The sequence below is a fragment of the Streptomyces sp. NPDC027185 genome (assembly GCF_055567035.1).
Genome location: NZ_JBVHRF010000004.1, coordinates 522,201 through 541,717 on the forward strand (window position 1 = coordinate 522,201; position 19,517 = coordinate 541,717).

Here is a 19,517-nt window from a genome sequence, read left to right on the forward strand (position 1 = left end):
GCGTCATACGTATCATGTCGGCACTCGCGGGTCCAGGCCGCCCGCCCGCCCCTCAGGAGGAAACCGCCGGTGAGCAGCGACGACGCGACACGGCACGGGACCGGCGACACCGGGCGGGCCACCGGCGCCGCCCACGTCACCAGCCGGGACGTGGCCCGTGCCGCCGGGGTCTCCCAGGCGGCGGTCTCGCTCGTCCTGGGCGGCAAATGGCGCGGCCGGGTCTCGGCCGTCAAGGCCGAATCGGTGCGCGCCGCCGCCCGCGACCTGGGCTACCGCCCCAATCTCGCCGCCCGCAGCCTGCGCACCGGCCGCACCCGCACCGCGCTCCTCGTCGTTCCCGCACTCACCACCGAGTTCTTCGCGCGGGTGCACACGGGCGCCACCCGCGCGGCCGCCGACGCGGGCTTCGGCGTCGTGCTCTACCCCTCGCCCGAGGGCATCGGCCCGGCCCCCGACCCGTTCGGCTCGGCGCGTACCAGCCTCGACGGGGTGATCGCCTCCTCGATGGCCGTGGACGCCCTCGCCGCCCTGCACGACGCCGGGCTCCCGCTGGTCATGCTGGACAACGATCCGGCCGACGACCGCGCCGCCGCGACCGTCAACCTCGACATCGCCGACGGCGCCCGCCAGGTGGCCGCACACCTCCTCGCCCTCGGCCACCGCCGCGTCGGCCACCTCGCCGCCGATATCGCCTCCTGGACCTTCGAGGTCCGCGGCCGCGCCCTGGCCGACGCCTTCGCCGCGCCGCCCGGCGTCTCGCTGCACCGGGTGCCGACCGCCCTCTCCGTCACGGGCGGCCTGGCCGCCGCGCACACCGCGCTGACCGCCCCCGGCCCCCGGCCGACCGCTCTGATCTGCGACGACGACATCGTGGCCGCGGGCGCCTGCAAAGCGGTCCGGCGACTGGGCCTGCGCGTCCCGGAGGACGTCTCGGTCACCGGCTTCGACGACCTGGCACTGGCCGTGGCCGTCGAGCCGGAGCTGACGACCGTACGGCTACCGGCCGAGGAGTTCGGCGCCGCCGGCATGCGCGCCCTGCTGGCCGCCCTGGACGGCCACCGCCTGGCGCCCCGCCCCCTCCCGGTAGCCCTCGTCCCCCGAGGCTCGACGGGACCGGCACCCGCGTAGCGCCCGCCGTACGGAACGAAACGGGCGGGCGGAGGGCCGACGCGGCGGGCCAGGGGCGCGGCGGGGCCCCGGGCCGACCGCCGGCGCGAACGCGGTGCGCCCCGGCGGGAACTCCCGCCGGGGCGCACCGACCGGGCCGAGCCCGGATGCCGGGACGCGCCGCTAGGCGTCGTCCTCCGGCTTCTGCTTCTTCTCCGCGGTACCGCTGCCGGTCGCCTCGGTGTCCTCGGTGGCATCCGGCGCCGCGGAATCCGCCGTACCGTCCCCGTCCCCGGGCGCCTCCGGGGCGGACTCGTCCAGCAGGCGGGAGAGGTGGCTGCCGAGGATCCGCTTGAACTTGCGCTGCTGGGGGCGGGTGCGGTCGAGCGTGGCGACCTCCAGCTGCTCGGCGGTGAGGGTGCGCTCCCCGCCGTTGTTGTCCCGCGACAGCGAGTCCACGGCGAGCTTCAGCGCCTCGCTCAGCGTCATACCGTCGCGGTGGTGCTGATCGAGGTAGCTGCTGATCTGGTCGGCGTTACCGCCCACCGCGACCGAACCGTGCTCGTCGACGATCGAGCCGTCGTGCGGAAGCCGGTAGATCTGGTCGTCCTCGGGGGCTTCCCCGACCTCGGCGACGATCAGCTCGACCTCGTACGGCTTCTCGGCGGCGCTGGAGAAGATCGTGCCCAGCGTCTGGGCGTAGACGTTCGCCAGCCCGCGCGCGGTCACATCGGCGCGGTCGTAGGTGTAGCCCCGCAGATCGGCGTAGCGCACCCCGCCGATCCGCAGATTCTCGAACTCGTTGTACTTACCGACCGCCGCGAACGCGATGCGGTCATAGATCTCGCTGACCTTGTGCAGGGCCCGGGAGGGATTCTCGGCGACGAAGACCACGCCGTCGGTGTACTGCAGCACCACGACGCTGCGGCCGCGGGCGATGCCCTTGCGGGCGTACTCGGCGCGGTCGGCCATGGCCTGCTGGGGTGAGACATAAAACGGCGTCGACACCGGTTATCCGTCCCTTTCTGTCAATGGCTCTCTCACTGGCACGCGCATCCGCCCGCCGTCCTTCCCTCAGAGCAGCGCGGCACGGGGACCGTCGGGCTCCTGGAGCCGGCGCTCGTAGACGGCGCGGGCGACCTCCGCGACCTCGGCGTCGGTGAACCTCTTGAAGCCCTCGTCGGTGATCACCGTGACGATGGGGTAGATCCGCCGGCCCATGTCGGGGCCGCCGGTCGCCGAGTCGTCGTCCGCCGCGTCGTAGAGCGACTGGACGACGGCGGTGACGGCCTGATGCTCCGTGAAGTCGTCGCGGTACAGCTTCTTGAGGGCACCGCGGGCGAAGACGGAGCCGGAGCCCGTGGACGCGTAGCCGTGCTCCTCGGAGCGTCCGCCGGTCACGTCGTAGGAGAAGATGCGGCCCTTGGCGCGGTCGACGTCCCACCCGGCGAACAGCGGCACCACGGCGAGGCCCTGCATGGCCATGCCGAGGTTGCCCCGGATCATCGTGGAGAGGCGGTTCGCCTTGCCTTCCAGGGAGAGCTGCGCGCCCTCCACCTTCTCGAAGTGCTCCAGCTCCAGCTGGAACAGCTTCACCATCTCGACGGCCAGCCCCGCGGTACCGGCGATGCCGACCGCGGAGTACTCATCGGCCGGGAAGACCTTCTCGATGTCGCGCTGGGCGATGACGTTGCCCATCGTGGCCCGCCGGTCACCGGCGAGCACCACACCGCCCGGGAACGACGCGGCGACGATGGTCGTGCCGTGCGGCGCCTCGATGGCGCCCTGGACCTGTGGCAACGGGCGGCTGCCCGGCAGCAGGCCGGGGGCGTGTTCCCCGAGGAAGTCCATGAACGACGAGGATCCAGGCGTCAGGAAGGCAGCTGGTAGACGCCCGGTGTTACGGGTGTTGGCTTCCACACGTTTCCTTCCGGATACTCGGCCGGCCGCCTCGGGGCGACGGGCCGCTGCTTGACTGTCCCAGGCTGCGGTGCAGCTGAAGCACTGTACGACCGGGACCCTACCCGCCCCGCGGGCGTGATCCACATGGGTGGTGGAACCGGGCTCCGGCCGCACGCCCCGCGACCCCGCGGGAGGCTGACGGGCCGCCATCCGCCGACGGCGACCGACCCGACCGGAGCCGGAGCGCGGCGGACGCCGCCGGTGGTGCCGCGCGGGCACCACCGGCGCCGTGCCCGGACCGCGCTGCGGTTACTCCCCGCCCTTCTGGACGAAGCTCCGCACGAAGTCCTCGGCGTTCTCCTCGAGCACGTCGTCGATCTCGTCCAGCACCGAATCGACGTCGTCCGACAGCTTTTCCTGGCGCTCCTTGAGGTCGTCGGACGCCTCCGCGTTCTGCGTCTGCTCCTCGACCTCTTCGGTGGAACGCGTCGCCTTCTGCTGACCGCCGCCGCTGTCCTTGGTCGCCATTACCCTCACCCCGCTCGGTTCGGCCCCGCTCGATGTGACTTTCAAGATCCGACCCTACAAGGCCCCTCTGACATCGGCCCTGCACTTGGTGCAACGTCCGGGGGACACCCCGATCATTCCCGCCACACGGCCCTTTCAGCCGCGATCGGACGGGGAATCCCTGACGGGTTCAGCGGCCGGAAAGCGCCCTCACCAGCTCCTCCGCCGTACGGCAGCGGTCCAGCAGGCCCTTGACGTGCTCCCGGGTGCCGCGCAGCGGCTCCAGCGTCGGCACCCGCTGGAGGGAGTCCCGCCCCGGCAGATCGAAGATCACCGAATCCCACGAGGCGGCCGCCACGTCGTCGGCGTACTGCTCCAGGCAGCGGCCGCGGAAGTACGCCCGGGTGTCCTCGGGCGGCTCCAGACCGGCCCGTACGACCTCCGCCTCGTCCAGCAGCCGCGTCATCTTCCCCCGGGCGGCGAGACGGTTGTAGAGCCCCTTCTCCGGGCGGACGTCGGCGTACTGGAGGTCGACGAGGTGGAGCCGGGCGGCGTCCCAGTCCAGGCCGTCACGGCGGCGGTAGCCCTCCATCAGCTCACGTTTGGCGATCCAGTCCAGCTCGCCGGCCAGGCTCATCGGGTCGTTCTCCAGCCGCCCCAGGACGTCCTCCCAGCGCCCGAGCACGTCCTTGGTCTGGTCGTCCGCGTCCGCGCCGTAGCGGTCCTCGACGTATTTGCGGGCCAGCTCGCAGTACTCCATCTGGAGCTGTACGGCGGTGAGCGTGCGGCCGCTGCGGAGGGTGATGAGGTGTTGCAGACCGGGGTCGTGGGACACCTGGTGGAGGGTGCGGACCGGTTGATCGACGGCGAGATCGACGGCGATGAAACCGTCCTCGATCATGGAGAGGACCAGTGCCGTGGTGCCCAGCTTGAGGTAGGTGGAGATCTCGGAGAGGTTGGCGTCGCCGATGATGACGTGCAGGCGGCGGTACTTCTCCGCGTCCGAGTGGGGTTCGTCGCGGGTGTTGATGATCGGGCGCTTGAGCGTCGTCTCCAGGCCGACCTCGACCTCGAAGTAGTCGGCGCGCTGACTGATCTGGAAGCCGTGGTCCCGGCCGTCCTGCCCGATGCCGACCCGGCCCGCGCCGGTGACGACCTGCCGCGAGACGAAGAACGGCGTCAGGTGCCGCACGATGTCCGAGAACGGCGTCTCCCGCTTCATCAGGTAGTTCTCGTGCGTGCCGTAGGAGGCGCCCTTGTTGTCGGTGTTGTTCTTGTACAGGTGGATCGGCTGGGCGCCGGGGACCTGCGCGGCCCGCTCCGCCGCCTCGGCCATGATCCGCTCACCGGCCTTGTCCCAGAGCACCGCGTCCCGCGGGTTGGTGATCTCGGGCGAGCTGTACTCGGGGTGCGCGTGGTCGACGTAGAGGCGCGCGCCGTTGGTGAGGATCACGTTGGCCAGGCCGATGTCCTCGTCGGTGAGCTGACTGGAATCGGCGGCCTCACGGGCGAGGTCGAAGCCGCGGGCGTCCCGCAGCGGATTCTCCTCCTCGAAATCCCAGCGGGCACGGCGTGCCCGGTGCATCGCCGCCGCATAAGCATTGACGACCTGGGACGAGGTGAGCATGGCATTGGCATTGGGGTGACCAGGAACGGAAATTCCGTACTCGGTCTCGATTCCCATTACTCGCCGTACGGTCATGCGGCCCTCCTTGCCCGGCGGCGCCCCCGGATGAGGTCGGCGCTCACGTACCGCTGCGCTTCCGGTCCGTATGCGTTCCCCGTTTCCGTACCGTGTGACGCGGCGGTACCCACGAGCCTAGAGCGCCTTTGCGGTACTGGGGAGATCATGGCAGTCATTGCTCCAGTACGGTTTTGGCCGTACGGCTTTCCGGGATCGGTTTCCGGCCCGGAAAAGCGTCCGGCTGCGGACGCCCCGTGCAGGACATCCGCAGCCGGAGCGCGGTTTACAGGTATTGGCCGGTATTCGCGACCGTGTCGATGGAGCGGCCGGTGTCCGCGCCCTGCTTTCCGGTGACCAGCGTGCGGATGTAGACGATCCGCTCGCCCTTCTTGCCGGAGATACGGGCCCAGTCGTCCGGGTTGGTGGTGTTGGGCAGGTCCTCGTTCTCCTTGAACTCGTCCACGCACGCCTGGAGGAGGTGGGAGACCCGCAGGCCCTTCTGGTCGTGTTCGAGGAACGCCTTGATGGCCATCTTCTTGGCCCGGCCGACGATGTTCTCGATCATCGCGCCCGAGTTGAAGTCCTTGAAGTAGAGGACTTCCTTGTCACCGTTGGCGTAGGTGACCTCCAGGAAGCGGTTCTCCTCGGATTCCGCGTACATCTGCTCGACGACCGACTGGATCATGCCGCTGACCGCGGCCTTCCGCGAGCCGCCGTGCTCGGCGAGATCGTCGGTGTGCAGCGGCAGGCGCTCGGTGAGGTACTTGGAGAAGATGTCCTTGGCCGCCTCGGCGTCCGGACGCTCGATCTTGATCTTCACGTCGAGCCGGCCCGGACGGAGGATCGCCGGGTCGATCATGTCCTCGCGGTTGGAGGCGCCGATGACGATGACGTTCTCCAGGCCCTCCACACCGTCGATCTCGGAGAGCAGCTGCGGGACGATGGTGTTCTCCACGTCCGAGCTGACACCGGAGCCACGGGTGCGGAAGAGGGAGTCCATCTCGTCGAAGAAGACGATGACAGGTGTGCCCTCGCCGGCCTTCTCGCGGGCCCGCTGGAAGACCAGGCGGATGTGCCGCTCCGTCTCGCCGACGTACTTGTTGAGCAGCTCGGGGCCCTTGATGTTGAGGAAGAAGCTCTTCCCCGCGGGCTGCCCGGTCACCTCGGCGACCTTCTTGGCGAGGGAGTTGGCGACCGCCTTGGCGATGAGCGTCTTGCCGCAGCCGGGCGGACCGTAGAGCAAGACGCCCTTGGGCGGGCGGAGTTCGTGCTCCTTGAAGAGGTCGGGGTAGAGGTACGGCAGCTCGACCGCGTCCCGGATCAGCTCGATCTGGCCGCCCAGACCGCCGATCTTGTTGTAGTCGATGTCCGGGACCTCTTCGAGGACCAGCTCCTCGACCTCGCTCTTGGGAATGACTTCGTAGACGTAGCCGGAGCGCGGTTCGAGGAGCAGGGCGTCGCCGGGACGGATGGTCGTCTCCAGCAGCGGCTCGGCGAGCCGCACCACCCGCTCCTCGTCGGTGTGCCCGACCACCAGGGCGCGCTCGCCGTCCTCCAGGATCTCCTTGAGCGTGACGATGTCGCCGGCGCTCTCGAACTCCATGGCGTCGACCACGTTGAGCGCTTCGTTGAGCATGACCTCCTGGCCACGGCGGAGATCGGCCTTCTCCACGCTCGGGCTGACATTCACCCGGAGCTTGCGGCCGCCGGTGAAGATATCGACCGTGTCGTCGTCATTGGCCTGCAGGAAGACGCCGAAGCCGGCCGGCGGCTGCGCGAGCCGGTCGACCTCTTCCTTGAGGGCGACGATCTGGTCGCGCGCCTCGCGCAGCGTATTCGCGAGGCGCTCGTTCTGCGCGGAAACGCCGGCCAGATTGGTCTGCAGCTCGACGATCCGCTCTTCGAGAATCCTCGTATGCCGCGGAGAGTCGGCGAGCTTACGTCGCAGGACGGCGATCTCCTGCTCAAGATAGGCAACCTGACCGGCGGGATCCTCGGACCCCCGCCCCGGCCGGATGCCGTGGTTGATGTCGTCGTCGTGGGCTGCCACGGTCCTCACCTCCTCCAAGGGGAGCTGGACGCTTCCTGACCCTACCTGGGCGGGTGCGGGTTGAAACCCCTAGATCGAAAAGACGGTCGGGGCGTGTCCGATCTTCACCCTTGCGCACGTCCGCTCACCAAGGGAATACCCACCGAACAACATCGGAAAGCGACCGGTTGTATCGTCGGGACGGTCAACACCCGTCAGTGCTGGCGCCACTTAGACAAAATTGCTTCACGTACGCAGGAAACGGCAGGCGAGATGACCGTGCAGGAAGAAGCCCGTCCAGAGCTTGAAGTCTGGATCGACCAGGACCTGTGCACGGGGGACGGTATCTGTGCGCAGTACGCCCCGGAGGTCTTCGAGCTGGACATCGACGGGCTGGCGTACGTCAAGAGCGCGGACGACGAGCTGCTCCAGGACAAGGGCGCGACCACGCCGGTCCCGCTGCCGCTCCTCAATGACGTACGGGACTCCGCCAAGGAGTGCCCCGGGGACTGCATCCATGTGCGGCGGGTCGCCGATCAGGTGGAGGTCTACGGTCCCGACGCGGAGTAGGCGGGGGCGGACCGGGAGTGGCGGCGGCGCGGATCGCGACCGCCGCCTTCGGCTTTTCCGGAGGGGTGCCGGGCGGGCTCCCGTACGGTCCGGTGCGTCGTCGGAGCGTACGGAGCGGCCCGTGGTCCCGGCGGGCGGGGACGGGTCAGACCCCGGTGGGGCCCGGTGCCGCCCGGTTGTCGGTGCGGAGGAACCTGCCGTCCTGCCAGTGCCACTCGGTGTCGGTGCGGAGGTCCGGGCAGCAGCGCGGGACGTCGAGCGTGGAGTAGCCCAGGAGCGTCGCGGCGATGGTGCCGTCGTGCAGGGCGAGGTCCTGGACGCTCATCTTCCGGGAAGGGTCCAGGAGGGTCGCCACGATGCGGGGCGTGGCCTTGGCGTCGGAGGTGCGGGCGAGGACGTAGACGCCGCTGGGCGGGGTGCCGGTGTCGCTGTGGCAGCGGACCGAGGCGACGGTTTCGGTGGTGCCGTCGCCGTCGAGGTCACCGGAGACCTGTTTCACCACATCGAGGCGGTGGGGACCGCATTCGACGGGGAAGCTCACGGTGCGCGCGTCGGGGGCGGGCGCCGTGTGGCCGGGTTTCGCGGCGGTGGTGGCGGTCGCATCAGGAGGCTGGACGAAGGACCCGGCGGCGATGACCGCGGCGATCGCGGTGGCCGTGGTGAGCCAGTGCATGGGGCGGGGCTGGGTGTGCGAAAGGTCCTGGCCTGCCAAGGGCTGCACGCGGGGTAACTCCTGTGAAGTGCTGTGGCGGTGGGAGTGCCCAGCATCGTTCCACAGGACGAGGCACCGAGGAACCAGTGGGGCCCGAGTTTCACGCCGGGAACACCCCGGAAACGAAAGAGCGCCGCCGACGGTTCCCCGGAGGGAACTCATCGGCGGCGCCCGGTTGTTCGGTGGCCGGAACGCCTGCCGTCAGCCGCGCTCGGCGGTGTCCTTGGCGGAGGCGTCCTTGGCGCCGCCCGAGGCGGAACCGGGGCCGGTGTAGTCGTCGCCGTACGCGCCCTTGGCGGGGCGGCGGCGGCGCAGCGGGGGCTCGACGCCGTCGGCGAGGCGGCGGGCGGTGAGCAGGAAGCCGGTGTGGCCGATCATGCGGTGGTCCGGGCGGACGGCGAGGCCCTCGACGTGCCAGGTGCGGACCATGGTCTCCCAGGCCGACGGCTCGTTGAAGGTGCCGTGCTCGCGGATCGCCTCGACGGTGCGGGCCAGCTGCGTGGTCGTGGCGACGTACGCGCAGAGGATGCCGCCGGGGACGAGCGCCTTGGAGACGGCCTCCAGGCACTCCCAGGGGGCGAGCATGTCCAGGATGACGCGGTCGACCTCGGTGTCGGAGAGGTTGTCCTGGAGGTCGCCGACGGTGAGCGTCCACGCGGGGTGCGGACCGCCGAAGTACCGCTCGACGTTCTGTGTGGCGATCTCGGCGAAGTCGGCGCGGCGCTCGTAGGAGTGCAGCATTCCCTGGTCGCCGATGGCGCGGAGCAGGAAGCTGCTCAGCGAGCCGGATCCCACCCCCGCCTCGACGACGCGGGCGCCGGGGAAGATGTCGGCCATCGCCAGGATCTGCCCCGCGTCCTTGGGGTAGACCACGGCGGCGCCGCGGGGCATGGACAGGACGTAGTCGGGGAGCAGCGGGCGCAGCGCGAGGTAGGCGACGTTCCCGGTGGTACGGACAACACTGCCCTCGGGAGCACCGATCAGCTCGTCGTGGGGGAAGGCTCCCTTGTGGGTGTGGAAGCTCTTGCCCTCTTCGAGCGTGAAGGTGTAGTGGCGTCCCTTGGGGTCGGTGAGCTGGACCTGGTCCCCGACCTTGAAGGGCCCGCGACGGCGGGCGGCACCGGTCGGTTCGGACATGTGACCAGCCTACCGGCCCCGGGGGCGTGCCCCGGACCAGCGGGCGTCCGGGCGTCCGGCGGCGGTCCCGGGCGCGGCCCCCGCCGGCGGTCAGGAGTGGCGGGCCATGGCGGTGACGAAGGCGCGCTCGACGTCGGCGGCGGAGAGCACGCCGTAGATCTCGCCCGTCTCCTCGACGACGAGGTATTCGCTGGCCGGGGTGGTGCGCAGGTGTTCCAGCAACTCCTCGCCGGAGAGGTCGGCCGGGACGCGCATACCGTCCTTGAGGTCCTGGGCGAGCGTGCCGACCGCCACCCAGGGGCGGCGGTGTTCCGGTACGCCCACGATGGCGGCCTCGCGGACGATGCCGGTGGGCTCGCCGCCGGGGTCGACGACGACGAGGGCGCGGGCCCCCGCGTCGTTGGCGCGGCGCAGCGCCTCGGCGAGGGAGGTGTCGGGGCCGGTGGGCGCCGCGCGGCGGGTGAGGGCGCGGGCGCCCAGGTCGGGGAGGCGTTCGCGCAGGCGGGCCATGCGCAGGCTGTTGCCCGCGCCGGTCCAGATGATGGCGGCGAGGACGGCGGCGAGCAGCGCGTCGGTGAGGGAGTCGGTGCCGGTGATGTCGGCGGGCGGGCGGCCGAGCGCGCCGGAGTGGGTCAGCAGCGGCAGGCCGATGAGGACGGTGACGGCGAGGGCGCGGCCCACCCAGGCGGCGGCGACGGTGCCGGCCATGGGGCGGCCGGTGAGCTTCCACACGACGGCGCGCAGCATCCGGCCGCCGTCGAGGGGCAGGCCGGGCAGGAGGTTGAAGACCGCGACGATGAGGTTGGAGATCATCAGGCCGGCCATCAGGACGCCCGGCACCGTACGCGGTTCGACCAGCCGCATGCCTCCGTAGAAGACGCCGGCCAGGACGAGGGAGAGCAGCGGGCCCACGAAGGCGAGGACGAATTCCCGGCCGGGGGTCTCGGTCTCCTTCTCGATCTCCGAGACGCCGCCGAAGAACTGCAGCTGGATGCGGCGTACGGGGAGTTTGAAGCGGAGGGCGGCGACGGTGTGGGCCAGTTCGTGGACGAGGACCGAGGCGTAGAAGGCGACCGCGAAGAAGAGGGAGACGAGGTAGCGCAGGCCGCCCAGCTCCGGCAGGACCTGTTCGAGCTGGCCGCCGAAGACCCAGGTGATCAGCGCGGCGACGAGGAACCAGCTGGGGGCGACGTAGACCGGCACGCCGAAGGGGCGGCCCATCAGGATGCCGCCGCCGGTGCCCTTGGGGCGGCGGGGCCGCGGCGCTCCGCCGCCCGTGCGGCGCGGACCGGCCCCGGGGCCCGGGGGCGGCTCGGCCGACTGGGGCGGCCGGTGCTCCTCGGGGCCCTGCGGCTCCTTGGGGTCCTGCGGCTTCCCGCTGTCGTCCACGGCGTCCCCTCGTCGGATACGGCCTTCGCGCCTGCTCGGCGTGATCGTTCCCGATCGTGCAGGGCAAAGGGGTTCTGGCCTCGATGGTATGCCGAGCCGCCGTCACGGCTCCGTCGCGGGGGCGCGGCCGGGGCCGTGGCGGCGGTCCGCGGCGCGGGCGTTGTCAGTGGCGGGCCGTAGGGTCGGGTGTCATGGGAACGAGCACCGAGAATGCCGGGGCGGACACGGCGCGGGAGCCGGGGCCGGCGGGCACCCCGCCGGCGGACGGAGCGGTCGCGGCCGGGAACGCCCCGGCGCCGGACGGGCCGCGGGCGGCCACGATCGGGCCGCAGGCCACAGCCGTGGATCCGCGGGCGGCGGCAGGCGGTCCGCGGGCGGAGGCGGCGGGGCCCGTCGCGCGGTCGGGGAAGCCCGGTCCGCCGGTGGCGCTGTCGCCGTCGCGGGCGAGCGACTTCATGCAGTGTCCGCTGCTCTACCGCTTCCGGGTGATCGACAAGCTGCCGGAGCAGCCCAGTGCGGCGGCGACGCGGGGCACGGTGGTGCACGCGGTGCTGGAGCGGCTGTTCGACGCGCCGGCGGCGGAGCGTACGGCGGGCGGCGCGCGGGCGATGGTGGCCGGTGAGTGGGAGAAGCTGCTGGCCAAGCGTCCGGAGCTGGCGGGGCTGTTCGCCGACGACCCGGCGGGTGAGCGGCTGGCCGGCTGGCTCGCGGACGCCGAGGCGCTGGTGGAGCGGTGGTTCACGCTGGAGGACCCGACCCGGCTGGAGCCGGCCGACCGGGAGCTGTACGTCGAGACGGCGTTGGACTCGGGCCTCACGCTGCGCGGTTTCATCGACCGGGTGGACGTCGCGCCGACCGGTGAGGTCCGGATCGTCGACTACAAGACGGGGAAGGCGCCGCGCCCGCAGTTCGCCGAGGGCGCGCTGTTCCAGATGAAGTTCTACGCGCTGGTGATGTGGCGGCTGCGCGGGGTGGTGCCGCGGCGGCTCCAGCTCGTCTACCTGGGCAGCGGCGATGTCATCACGTACGACCCGGGTGAGAGTGAACTGCTCGCGGTGGAGCGGAAGTTGCTGGCGTTGTGGGAGGCGATCCAGACGGCCACGGCGACGGGCGACTGGCGGCCGCGGCCGACGAAGCTGTGCGGCTGGTGCGATCACCAGGCGCACTGTCCGGAGTTCGGCGGCACTCCCCCGGTGTACCCGCTGGAGATCCGCCCGGCGGACGGCGCGTAGCCGGAGCAGGGCAGAATGGAGCCGGTCCAACAAAGGAGAAGTGGTGGCAATCCGCGTCCTGCTGGTCGATGACCAGCCGCTGCTGCGTACGGGTTTCCGGATGATCCTGGAGGCCGAGCAGGATCTGGCGGTCGTCGGTGAGGCCGGTGACGGTCTGCAGGCGCTTGAGCAGGTCCGGGCGCTCCAGCCCGATGTCGTGCTGATGGACATCCGCATGCCGCGGATGGACGGTGTGGAGGCGACGCGCCAGATCACCGGCCCGGCGAAGGACGGCCCGGCCAAGGTGCTGGTGCTGACCACCTTCGATCTGGACGAGTACGTCGTCGAGGCGCTGCGCGCGGGGGCCAGCGGTTTTCTGCTCAAGGACGCCCCGGCGCACGAGCTGGTGCAGGCGATCCGGGTGGTCGCCGCGGGCGAGGCGATGCTCGCGCCGAGCATCACGCGCCGGCTGCTCGACAAGTACGCCGGGCATCTGCCGTCCGGCGAGGAGCCGGTGCCGGACACGCTGAACACCCTCACCGACCGCGAGGTGGAGGTGCTGAAGCTGGTCGCCCGCGGGCTGTCGAACGCCGAGATCGCCGCGGATCTTTTCGTCAGCGAGACGACGGTCAAGACCCATGTGGGCCATGTGCTGACGAAGCTGGGGCTGCGTGACCGGGTGCAGGCCGCGGTGTACGCGTACGAGAGCGGGCTGGTGCGCCCCGGCGCCCAGTAGCGGCGCGGGCCCCGGTCCGGGGCGGCGGTGAACGGCCGGAGGGGCCGGTCCGGGATGGTTTCCCGGACCGGCCCCTCCTGTGTCGTGCGGGTTATTCGGAGACGCCGCGGCCCAGCTCCCAGATCTGCAGCGCCGAGGAGGAGTTGAGCGCCCACTCCACACCGGTGATGTCGTCCCGGGCGGCGACGTACTGCTTGCCCTGCCACAGCGGGAGGATCGGGACGTCGTCGGCGAGGATGTTCTGGATCTCCTTGAAGCCGGCGCCCGCGGCGTTGCGGTCGGTCTGCTGGCGGGTGCCGGGGATCAGCTGCGTCTCGATCTTGGCGTTGCGGTAGGGCGAGTTGAGGAAGTTGCCCTTGCCGAGGAACGGACCGACGTAGTTGTCGGCGTCCGGGATGTCGGGGAACCAGCCCATGCCGTAGACGGCGTACTTGCCGTTCGAGGAGTCGGTGCGGAACCGCTGCCAGTTGTCGATGCCCTTGATGTCGACGTCGAACAGCTTGCTGGCGTTGAGCTGCTGCTTGAGGGCCTCGAACTCCTTGGCGGTGCTCGCGCCGTAGTGGTTCTCGGTGTACGTCAGGGTCAGCTTCACCGGGGTGTGGACGTTGGCCTGCTCCAGGATCTGGCGGGCGGCGGAGGCGCTGGGGTTGCCGTACTTGGTGAAGAAGGAGTTGATATGGCCGGTGAGGCCGGTGGGCACCAGGGAGTACAGCGGGTCGCCGACGTAGGAGTAGACGTCGCGCAGGATCTGCGAGCGGTTGACGATCTGCGCCATCGCCTGACGGACGGCCGGGTTGGAGACCGACGGGTCCTTGGTGTTGAAGGCGAGGTAGCGGATCTCCTGGCCGGGCATCTCCTGGAGGGTGATGTGCTCGTCGCGGGAGTTCTGCAGGCCCTTGACCTGCGCGGGTGACAGACCGCGGTTCATCAGGTCGATCTGGCCCTTGCGCAGCGCCTTCTCCATCGCGGAGGAGCTGGGGAAGAACCGCATCTCGACCTTGTCGTTCAGCGGCTTCACCGCGCCCTTGTAACCGGGGTTCCGGCTGAAGGCGATCTTGGTGACGCGCTCGCCGCTGTGCTCGGCCTTGAGCGTGTACGGGCCGGAGCCGACGAGGTCGAAGCCGCTGTAGAGGCGGTCCTCGGGGTACACCTGGTGGTCGACGATGCCCGCGGCGGGCGTGGTGAGCTTCTGCGGGAAGGTGGCGTCCGGCTTCTTGAGGTGGAAGACCACCTCGGTGTCGCTGGGCGTCTCGATCTTGTCGATGTCGTTGACGAGCGTGCCCGGACCGTTGGCGTAGTTGATCTTCTGCACGCGGTCGATGGAGAACTTCACGTCCTGCGCGGTGAGCGCGTGGCCGTTGGAGAACTTCAGGTCGCTGCGGAGGGTGCACCGGTACTGCTCGTTGCGCGTGTCGCGGAAGCCGCAGGTCTTGGCCGCCTCGGGTACCGGTGTGGTGCCGGTTCTGGGGAGCCGCAGCAGCGTCTGGAGGGTGCCGCGCAGCACGTTCATCGCGTCGACGTCGTACGCCTGCGCCGGATCGAACGGTGCGGGGGCATCCTTGGTGGCCTCGATCTGCGTGGCGACCCCGACGACGATGGGATCGCTCCCGCCCGCACCGTCCGGGCCGCCACAGGCCGCGAGTACGGGGGCGAGCAGACCGGCCAGAGCCGGCAGCACCAAGGTCTTGCGATTCATCGTCGGCAGGTTCCTTATCAGCGCAGAGGTGTTGCTCGCGTCGACATTAGTAGGAACAGCCATCGGGTCCGGGCCGCAACGGAGTTGCCGTTATAGGGGCACCGGATAACAGAACACGGATCTCCGATTATCGGACGCCGGAACGAAGCGGGCGTTGATCAATGAATCCGGACACTTACCCCCGCACATCGACCTCGCAGACCCACCTGGAACACCCGTGATGACACCTGTCGACGCCGGGGCGCGTGAGAAACGTCACGCGCCCCGGCGGGAGCGGCAATGCGGGAATTCGGCCAGGGTATACGTCACGGAAAATGAGCGGACCGCTGCCCTGAGTTCTCTCCGCTTTCCCGGAGGAACGCTCAGTGCATGCGTCAATTGCTTTCCGTGATGAGCGCCTGAAGAAAAGAAAGATCAACTTCTTCGAGTGACCGGACGACGGTCCGGCCCGCCGCGGGCGGCACCGGCACCACCGACGGCACGGCGACCACCCGGCACCCGGCCGCCTCCCCCGCGCGCACCCCCGTCAGGGTGTCCTCCACCACCGCGCACCGCGCCGGATCGACGCCCAGCCGAGCGGCGGCGGTGAGGTACGGATCCGGATGCGGTTTGGTGCGCTCCAGCTCGTCACCGGCGAGCGTCAGATGGAAGTTGGCCGGGCCCAGGGAGTGCAGCATGCGGTCGATGATGGCGCGGTGCGAGGCGGAGACCAGCGCCGTGGGCACCCCGTGGGCGGACAGCTCGGCCAGCAGCCGGCGGGCGCCGGGCATCAGCGGCACCCCGCGGCCGATCCGGGCGGCGAAGCGGGCGTTGAGCAGTCCGCTCAGCTCCGCCAGGCCGATCCGGGCGCCGGTGGCCTGAATCAGATATCCGGCGCTGCGGGTCATGGGACCGCCGACGACGACCTCGCGGTGGGTGTCGTCCAGGACATGGCCCAGTTCGGCGAAGACCTCGGACTCGGCCTCCCACCAGAAGCCCTCGGTGTCGACGAGGGTGCCGTCCAGATCGAGGAAGACCGCCTGGAGTGCCGTGTCCTCGACCGCCCGGGAGTCGGCCGCGGGGATGCTGCTGGTCATCCGTCCACCTCCGTGAGGACGTCCCCTGAGGGACAAAAGGGCCGGCCACCGCCCCGGAGTGGGGTGATGACCGGCCGCTACCGGACCGACCAGTGTACGACTGTGCGCGGGTCCGTGGGGTGACGCGGAAGGAGGCCGTCCGCCGTTCGGGCGGCGGGCGGCCTCCGCTGCTCACCTGGCGTTGAAGTACTTCGCCTCGGGGTGGTGGATCACGATCGCGTCGGTGGACTGCTCGGGGTGGAGCTGGAACTCCTCGGAGAGCTGGACGCCGATGCGCTCCGGCCGGAGCAGATCGGCGATCTTCGCGCGGTCCTCCAGGTCGGGGCAGGCGCCGTAGCCCAGGGAGAAGCGGGCACCGCGGTACTTGAGCGCGAACATGTCCTCGACGTCGGACGGGTCCTCGCCGCCGAAGCCCAGCTCGGCGCGGACCCGGGCGTGCCAGTACTCGGCCAGCGCCTCGGCGAGCTGGACGGAGAGGCCGTGGAGTTCGAGGTAGTCGCGGTAGGAGTTGGCGGCGAAGAGCTTGGCGGTCTCCTCGCCGATGCGGGAGCCGACGGTGACGACCTGGAGGCCGACGACGTCCCTCTCGCCGGACTCCTCCGGGCGGAAGAAGTCCGCCAGGCACAGGCGGCGGCCGCGGCGCTGGCGCGGGAAGGTGAAGCGGGTGCGCTCGGTGCCGTCCTCGTGGAGCAGGATCAGGTCGTCGCCCTTGGAGACGCACGGGAAGTAGCCGTGGACGACGGCGGCTTCCAGCAGGTTCTCCGTCTGGAGCCGGTCGAGCCAGCCGCGCAGCCGCGGCCGTCCCTCGGTCCCCACCAGCTCCTCGTAGGTGGGGCCGTCGCCGGTGCGGTTCTGCTTGAGGCCCCACTGGCCCTTGAAGAGGGCGCCCTCGTCCAGCCAGGAGGCGTAGTCGGCGAGCTGGATGCCCTTGACGACGCGGGTGCCCCAGAACGGCGGGGCGGGGACGGGGTTGTCGGTCGCGACGTCGGAGCGGACCGAGCCCTCGGGCTCCTCGGCCGCCGGCTCGGCCGCCTCGCGCTTGGGGACGCGGCGCTGCTTCAGCTCGGGCAGGGCGGCGCCGGGCACACCGCGCTTGACGGCGATCAGCGCGTCCATCAGGCGCAGGCCCTCGAACGCGTCGCGGGCGTAGCGGACCTCGCCGTCGTAGATCTCGTGGAGGTCCTGTTCGACGTAGGCGCGGGTGAGGGCGGCGCCGCCGAGGATGACCGGGTAGTCGGCGGCCATCTTGCGCTGGTTCAGCTCCTCCAGGTTCTCCTTCATGATCACCGTGGACTTGACCAGCAGTCCTGACATGCCGATGACGTCGGCGCGGTGCTCCTCGGCGGCGTCCAGGATCGCGGAGACCGGCTGCTTGATGCCGAGGTTGACGACGTTGTAGCCGTTGTTGGAGAGGATGATGTCGACGAGGTTCTTGCCGATGTCGTGGACGTCGCCGCGGACGGTCGCCAGGACGATGGTGCCCTTGCCCGCGCCCTCGCCGTCGTCGATCTTCTCCATGTGGGGTTCGAGGTGGGCGACCGCGGTCTTCATCACCTCGGCGGACTGCAGGACGAACGGCAGCTGCATCTGGCCGGAGCCGAAGAGTTCGCCGACGACCTTCATGCCCTCCAGGAGGGTGTTGTTGACGATGTCGAGGGCGGGGGTGGAGCGCAGCGCCTCGTCGAGGTCGGCCTCCAGACCGTTCTTCTCGCCGTCGATGATGCGGCGCGCCAGCCGCTCCTCCAGCGGCAGGGCGGCCAGCTCCTCGGCCTTGCCCGCCTTGAGGGACTTGGTGTCGACACCCTCGAACAGCTCCATGAGCTTCTGGAGCGGGTCGTAGCCCTCGGCGCGGCGGTCGTAGATCAGGTCGAGGGCGCAGGTGACCTGCTCCTCGTCGAAGCGGGCGATCGGCAGGATCTTGCTGGCGTGCACGATCGCCGAGTCCAGCCCCGCCTTGACGCACTCGTCGAGGAAGACGGAGTTGAGCAGGATGCGGGCGGCCGGGTTGAGGCCGAAGGAGATGTTGGACAGGCCCAGAGTGGTCTGGACGTCCGGGTGGCGGCGCTTCAGCTCCCGGATGGCCTCGATGGTGGCGATGCCGTCCTTGCGGGACTCCTCCTGACCGGTGCAGATGGTGAAGGTCAGCGTGTCGATGAGGATGTCCGGCTCGCGGATGCCGTAGTTGCCGGTCAGGTCCGCGATCAGGCGCTCGGCGATGGCGACCTTGTGCTCGGCGGTGCGGGCCTGGCCCTCCTCGTCGATGGTCAGCGCGATGAGCGCCGCGCCGTGCTCGGCGGCGAGGGCGGTGACCTTGGCGAAGCGGGACTCGGGGCCGTCGCCGTCCTCGTAGTTGACGGAGTTGATGACGGCGCGACCGCCCAGCTTCTCCAGTCCGGCGCGGAGCACCGGCAGTTCGGTGGAGTCCAGGACGATGGGGAGGGTGGAGGCGGTGGCGAAGCGGCCGGCCAGCTCCTCCATGTCGGCGACGCCGTCGCGTCCGACGTAGTCGACGCAGAGGTCGAGCATGTGGGCGCCCTCGCGGATCTGGTCGCGGGCCATCTCCACGCAGTCGTCCCAGCGGCCCGCGAGCATCGCCTCGCGGAACTTCTTCGAACCGTTGGCGTTGGTGCGCTCACCGATCGCGAGGTACGAGGTGTCCTGGCGGAACGGGACGGTCTGGTAGAGGGAGGCGGCGCCGGGCTCGGGGCGCGGGTCGCGCTTGGGCGGGGTCAGTCCGCGGACCCGCTCGACGACCTGGCGCAGGTGCTCGGGGGTGGTGCCGCAGCAGCCGCCGACGAGGGAGAGGCCGTACTCGCCGACGAAGGTCTCCTGGGCGTCGGCGAGCTCACCGGCGGTGAGCGGGTAGTGGGCACCGTCCTTGCCCAGGACCGGCAGGCCCGCGTTGGGCATGCAGGAGATCGGCACGCGGGAGTGGCGGGCGAGGTAGCGCAGGTGCTCGCTCATCTCGGCGGGGCCGGTGGCGCAGTTGAGGCCGATCATGTCGATGCCGAGCGGCTCCAGAGCGGTGAGCGCCGCGCCGATCTCGGAGCCGAGCAGCATGGTGCCGGTGGTCTCGACGGTGACGGAGCAGATGACCGGGAGGTTCGTGCCGGTGGCGGCCAGGGCGCGGCGGGCGCCGAGGATGGCCGCCTTGGTCTGGAGCAGGTCCTGGGTGGTCTCGACCAGCAGCGCGTCGGCGCCGCCGGCGATCATGCCCTCGGCGTTGCGCTGGTAGGCGTCGCGGAGGGTGGTGTACGGGGCGTGGCCGAGGGTGGGCAGCTTGGTGCCGGGGCCCATCGAGCCGAGGACCCAGCGCTGCTGTCCGGTCGAGGCGGTGAACTCGTCGGCGACCTCGCGGGCGATGCGGGCGCCCGCCTCGGAGAGTTCGAAGACCCGCTCGGGGATGTCGTACTCGGCCAGGGCGGCGAAGTTGGCACCGAAGGTGTTGGTCTCCACGCAGTCGACGCCGACCGCGAAGTACTCCTCGTGGACCGATCGGACGATGTCCGGACGGGTGATGTTGAGGACCTCGTTGCAGCCCTCCAGCTGCTGGAAGTCCTCCATCGAGGGGTCCTGCGCCTGGAGCATCGTGCCCATCGCCCCGTCGGCGACCACCACCCGTGAGGCCAGCGCCTCGCGGAAGGAGTCGACGCGGGACGCGCTGGAGGACGTGGACGTGTACGAGGCCATGGAGGTGCTCCCCTGGTTGCGACGGCTGTCGGCTTTGCGCCCTCCGGTGGACGGCGCACGCGGCCAGCCTA

The 19,517-nt window shown here is 70.5% G+C and carries 15 protein-coding genes; 4 read left to right on the top strand and 11 right to left on the bottom strand.

The features are described 5' to 3' along the window. Positions 1-69: 69 nt before the first annotated feature. Positions 70-1,128, top strand: coding sequence for a LacI family DNA-binding transcriptional regulator (locus ACZ4M8_RS15900; protein WP_467607444.1), 1,059 nt, complete (start codon positions 70-72; stop codon positions 1,126-1,128). Positions 1,129-1,290: 162 nt separating this feature from the next. On the opposite strand, the gene prcA is transcribed toward ACZ4M8_RS15900, so the two are convergent. The 5 genes from prcA to arc all read right to left on the bottom strand — a co-directional run bounded on the left by prcA (position 1,291) and on the right by arc (position 7,250). Next, positions 1,291-2,115 carry a proteasome subunit alpha gene (prcA, locus tag ACZ4M8_RS15905; protein WP_467607446.1) on the bottom strand — a complete coding sequence of 275 codons (825 nt, stop codon included), beginning with the start codon at positions 2,113-2,115 and terminating at the stop codon, positions 1,291-1,293. A gap of 66 nt (positions 2,116-2,181) precedes the next feature. After that, positions 2,182-3,027, bottom strand: coding sequence for a proteasome subunit beta (gene prcB, locus ACZ4M8_RS15910; protein ID WP_467607449.1), 846 nt, complete (start codon positions 3,025-3,027; stop codon positions 2,182-2,184). 291 nt (positions 3,028-3,318) lie between these two features. After that, entirely contained in the window at positions 3,319-3,537 is a 219-nt protein-coding gene (locus tag ACZ4M8_RS15915; RefSeq protein WP_345093104.1) for a ubiquitin-like protein Pup, read from the bottom strand. Between the two features lie 169 nt (positions 3,538-3,706). Continuing rightward, positions 3,707-5,218, bottom strand: coding sequence for a depupylase/deamidase Dop (gene dop / locus ACZ4M8_RS15920; RefSeq protein ID WP_467607452.1), 1,512 nt, complete (start codon positions 5,216-5,218; stop codon positions 3,707-3,709). A gap of 265 nt (positions 5,219-5,483) precedes the next feature. After that, on the bottom strand, positions 5,484-7,250 hold the full coding sequence (arc, locus tag ACZ4M8_RS15925; protein WP_467607454.1) for a proteasome ATPase: 1,767 nt from the start codon (positions 7,248-7,250) through the stop codon (positions 5,484-5,486). 252 nt (positions 7,251-7,502) lie between these two features. On the opposite strand from arc, the gene ACZ4M8_RS15930 reads away from it, so the two are divergent. Beyond that, on the top strand, positions 7,503-7,799 hold the full coding sequence (locus ACZ4M8_RS15930; protein WP_399093397.1) for a ferredoxin: 297 nt from the start codon (positions 7,503-7,505) through the stop codon (positions 7,797-7,799). A gap of 145 nt (positions 7,800-7,944) precedes the next feature. Here ACZ4M8_RS15930 and ACZ4M8_RS15935 read toward each other — a convergent pair whose 3' ends face one another. From ACZ4M8_RS15935 to ACZ4M8_RS15945, 3 genes are all read right to left on the bottom strand, one after another. After that, a complete protein-coding gene (locus ACZ4M8_RS15935; RefSeq protein WP_467607457.1) occupies positions 7,945-8,520 on the bottom strand; it encodes a hypothetical protein in 576 nt (191 codons plus the stop codon). A 192-nt stretch (positions 8,521-8,712) separates the two neighbouring features. After that, positions 8,713-9,648: a tRNA (adenine-N1)-methyltransferase gene (locus tag ACZ4M8_RS15940; protein ID WP_467607460.1), complete on the bottom strand. Its 936-nt coding sequence runs from the start codon at positions 9,646-9,648 to the stop codon at positions 8,713-8,715. 90 nt (positions 9,649-9,738) lie between these two features. Further along, positions 9,739-11,037, bottom strand: a complete 1,299-nt coding sequence (locus ACZ4M8_RS15945; protein ID WP_467607463.1) for a site-2 protease family protein — start codon at positions 11,035-11,037, stop codon at positions 9,739-9,741. A 191-nt stretch (positions 11,038-11,228) separates the two neighbouring features. On the opposite strand from ACZ4M8_RS15945, the gene ACZ4M8_RS15950 reads away from it, so the two are divergent. Continuing rightward, positions 11,229-12,269 carry a RecB family exonuclease gene (locus ACZ4M8_RS15950; RefSeq protein ID WP_467607465.1) on the top strand — a complete coding sequence of 347 codons (1,041 nt, stop codon included), beginning with the start codon at positions 11,229-11,231 and terminating at the stop codon, positions 12,267-12,269. A gap of 43 nt (positions 12,270-12,312) precedes the next feature. Next, positions 12,313-12,984 carry a response regulator gene (locus ACZ4M8_RS15955; RefSeq protein ID WP_399093382.1) on the top strand — a complete coding sequence of 224 codons (672 nt, stop codon included), beginning with the start codon at positions 12,313-12,315 and terminating at the stop codon, positions 12,982-12,984. A gap of 91 nt (positions 12,985-13,075) precedes the next feature. On the opposite strand, the gene ACZ4M8_RS15960 is transcribed toward ACZ4M8_RS15955, so the two are convergent. The 3 genes from ACZ4M8_RS15960 to metH form a co-directional block, all read right to left on the bottom strand. Next, a complete protein-coding gene (locus ACZ4M8_RS15960; RefSeq protein WP_467607468.1) occupies positions 13,076-14,680 on the bottom strand; it encodes an ABC transporter substrate-binding protein in 1,605 nt (534 codons plus the stop codon). Positions 14,681-15,054: 374 nt separating this feature from the next. Continuing rightward, complete coding sequence (locus ACZ4M8_RS15965) at positions 15,055-15,756, bottom strand: HAD family hydrolase (protein ID WP_467607470.1); 702 nt, start codon at positions 15,754-15,756, stop codon at positions 15,055-15,057. Positions 15,757-15,927: 171 nt separating this feature from the next. After that, complete coding sequence (gene metH / locus ACZ4M8_RS15970) at positions 15,928-19,446, bottom strand: methionine synthase (protein ID WP_467607472.1); 3,519 nt, start codon at positions 19,444-19,446, stop codon at positions 15,928-15,930. Positions 19,447-19,517: the final 71 nt, after the last annotated feature.

Excerpts from the sequence above, each read along its gene's own strand:
- ACZ4M8_RS15915 (WP_345093104.1), bottom strand. The coding sequence starts at position 3,537 with ATGGCGACCAAGGACAGCGGCGGCGGTCAGCAGAAGGCGACGCGTTCC.
- ACZ4M8_RS15965 (WP_467607470.1), bottom strand. The coding sequence starts at position 15,756 with ATGACCAGCAGCATCCCCGCGGCCGACTCCCGGGCGGTCGAGGACACG.
- ACZ4M8_RS15950 (WP_467607465.1), top strand. The coding sequence starts at position 11,229 with ATGGGAACGAGCACCGAGAATGCCGGGGCGGACACGGCGCGGGAGCCG.
- dop (WP_467607452.1), bottom strand. The coding sequence starts at position 5,218 with ATGACCGTACGGCGAGTAATGGGAATCGAGACCGAGTACGGAATTTCC.
- ACZ4M8_RS15940 (WP_467607460.1), bottom strand. The coding sequence starts at position 9,648 with ATGTCCGAACCGACCGGTGCCGCCCGCCGTCGCGGGCCCTTCAAGGTC.
- ACZ4M8_RS15960 (WP_467607468.1), bottom strand. The coding sequence starts at position 14,680 with ATGAATCGCAAGACCTTGGTGCTGCCGGCTCTGGCCGGTCTGCTCGCC.
- metH (WP_467607472.1), bottom strand. The coding sequence starts at position 19,446 with ATGGCCTCGTACACGTCCACGTCCTCCAGCGCGTCCCGCGTCGACTCC.
- ACZ4M8_RS15930 (WP_399093397.1), top strand. The coding sequence starts at position 7,503 with ATGACCGTGCAGGAAGAAGCCCGTCCAGAGCTTGAAGTCTGGATCGAC.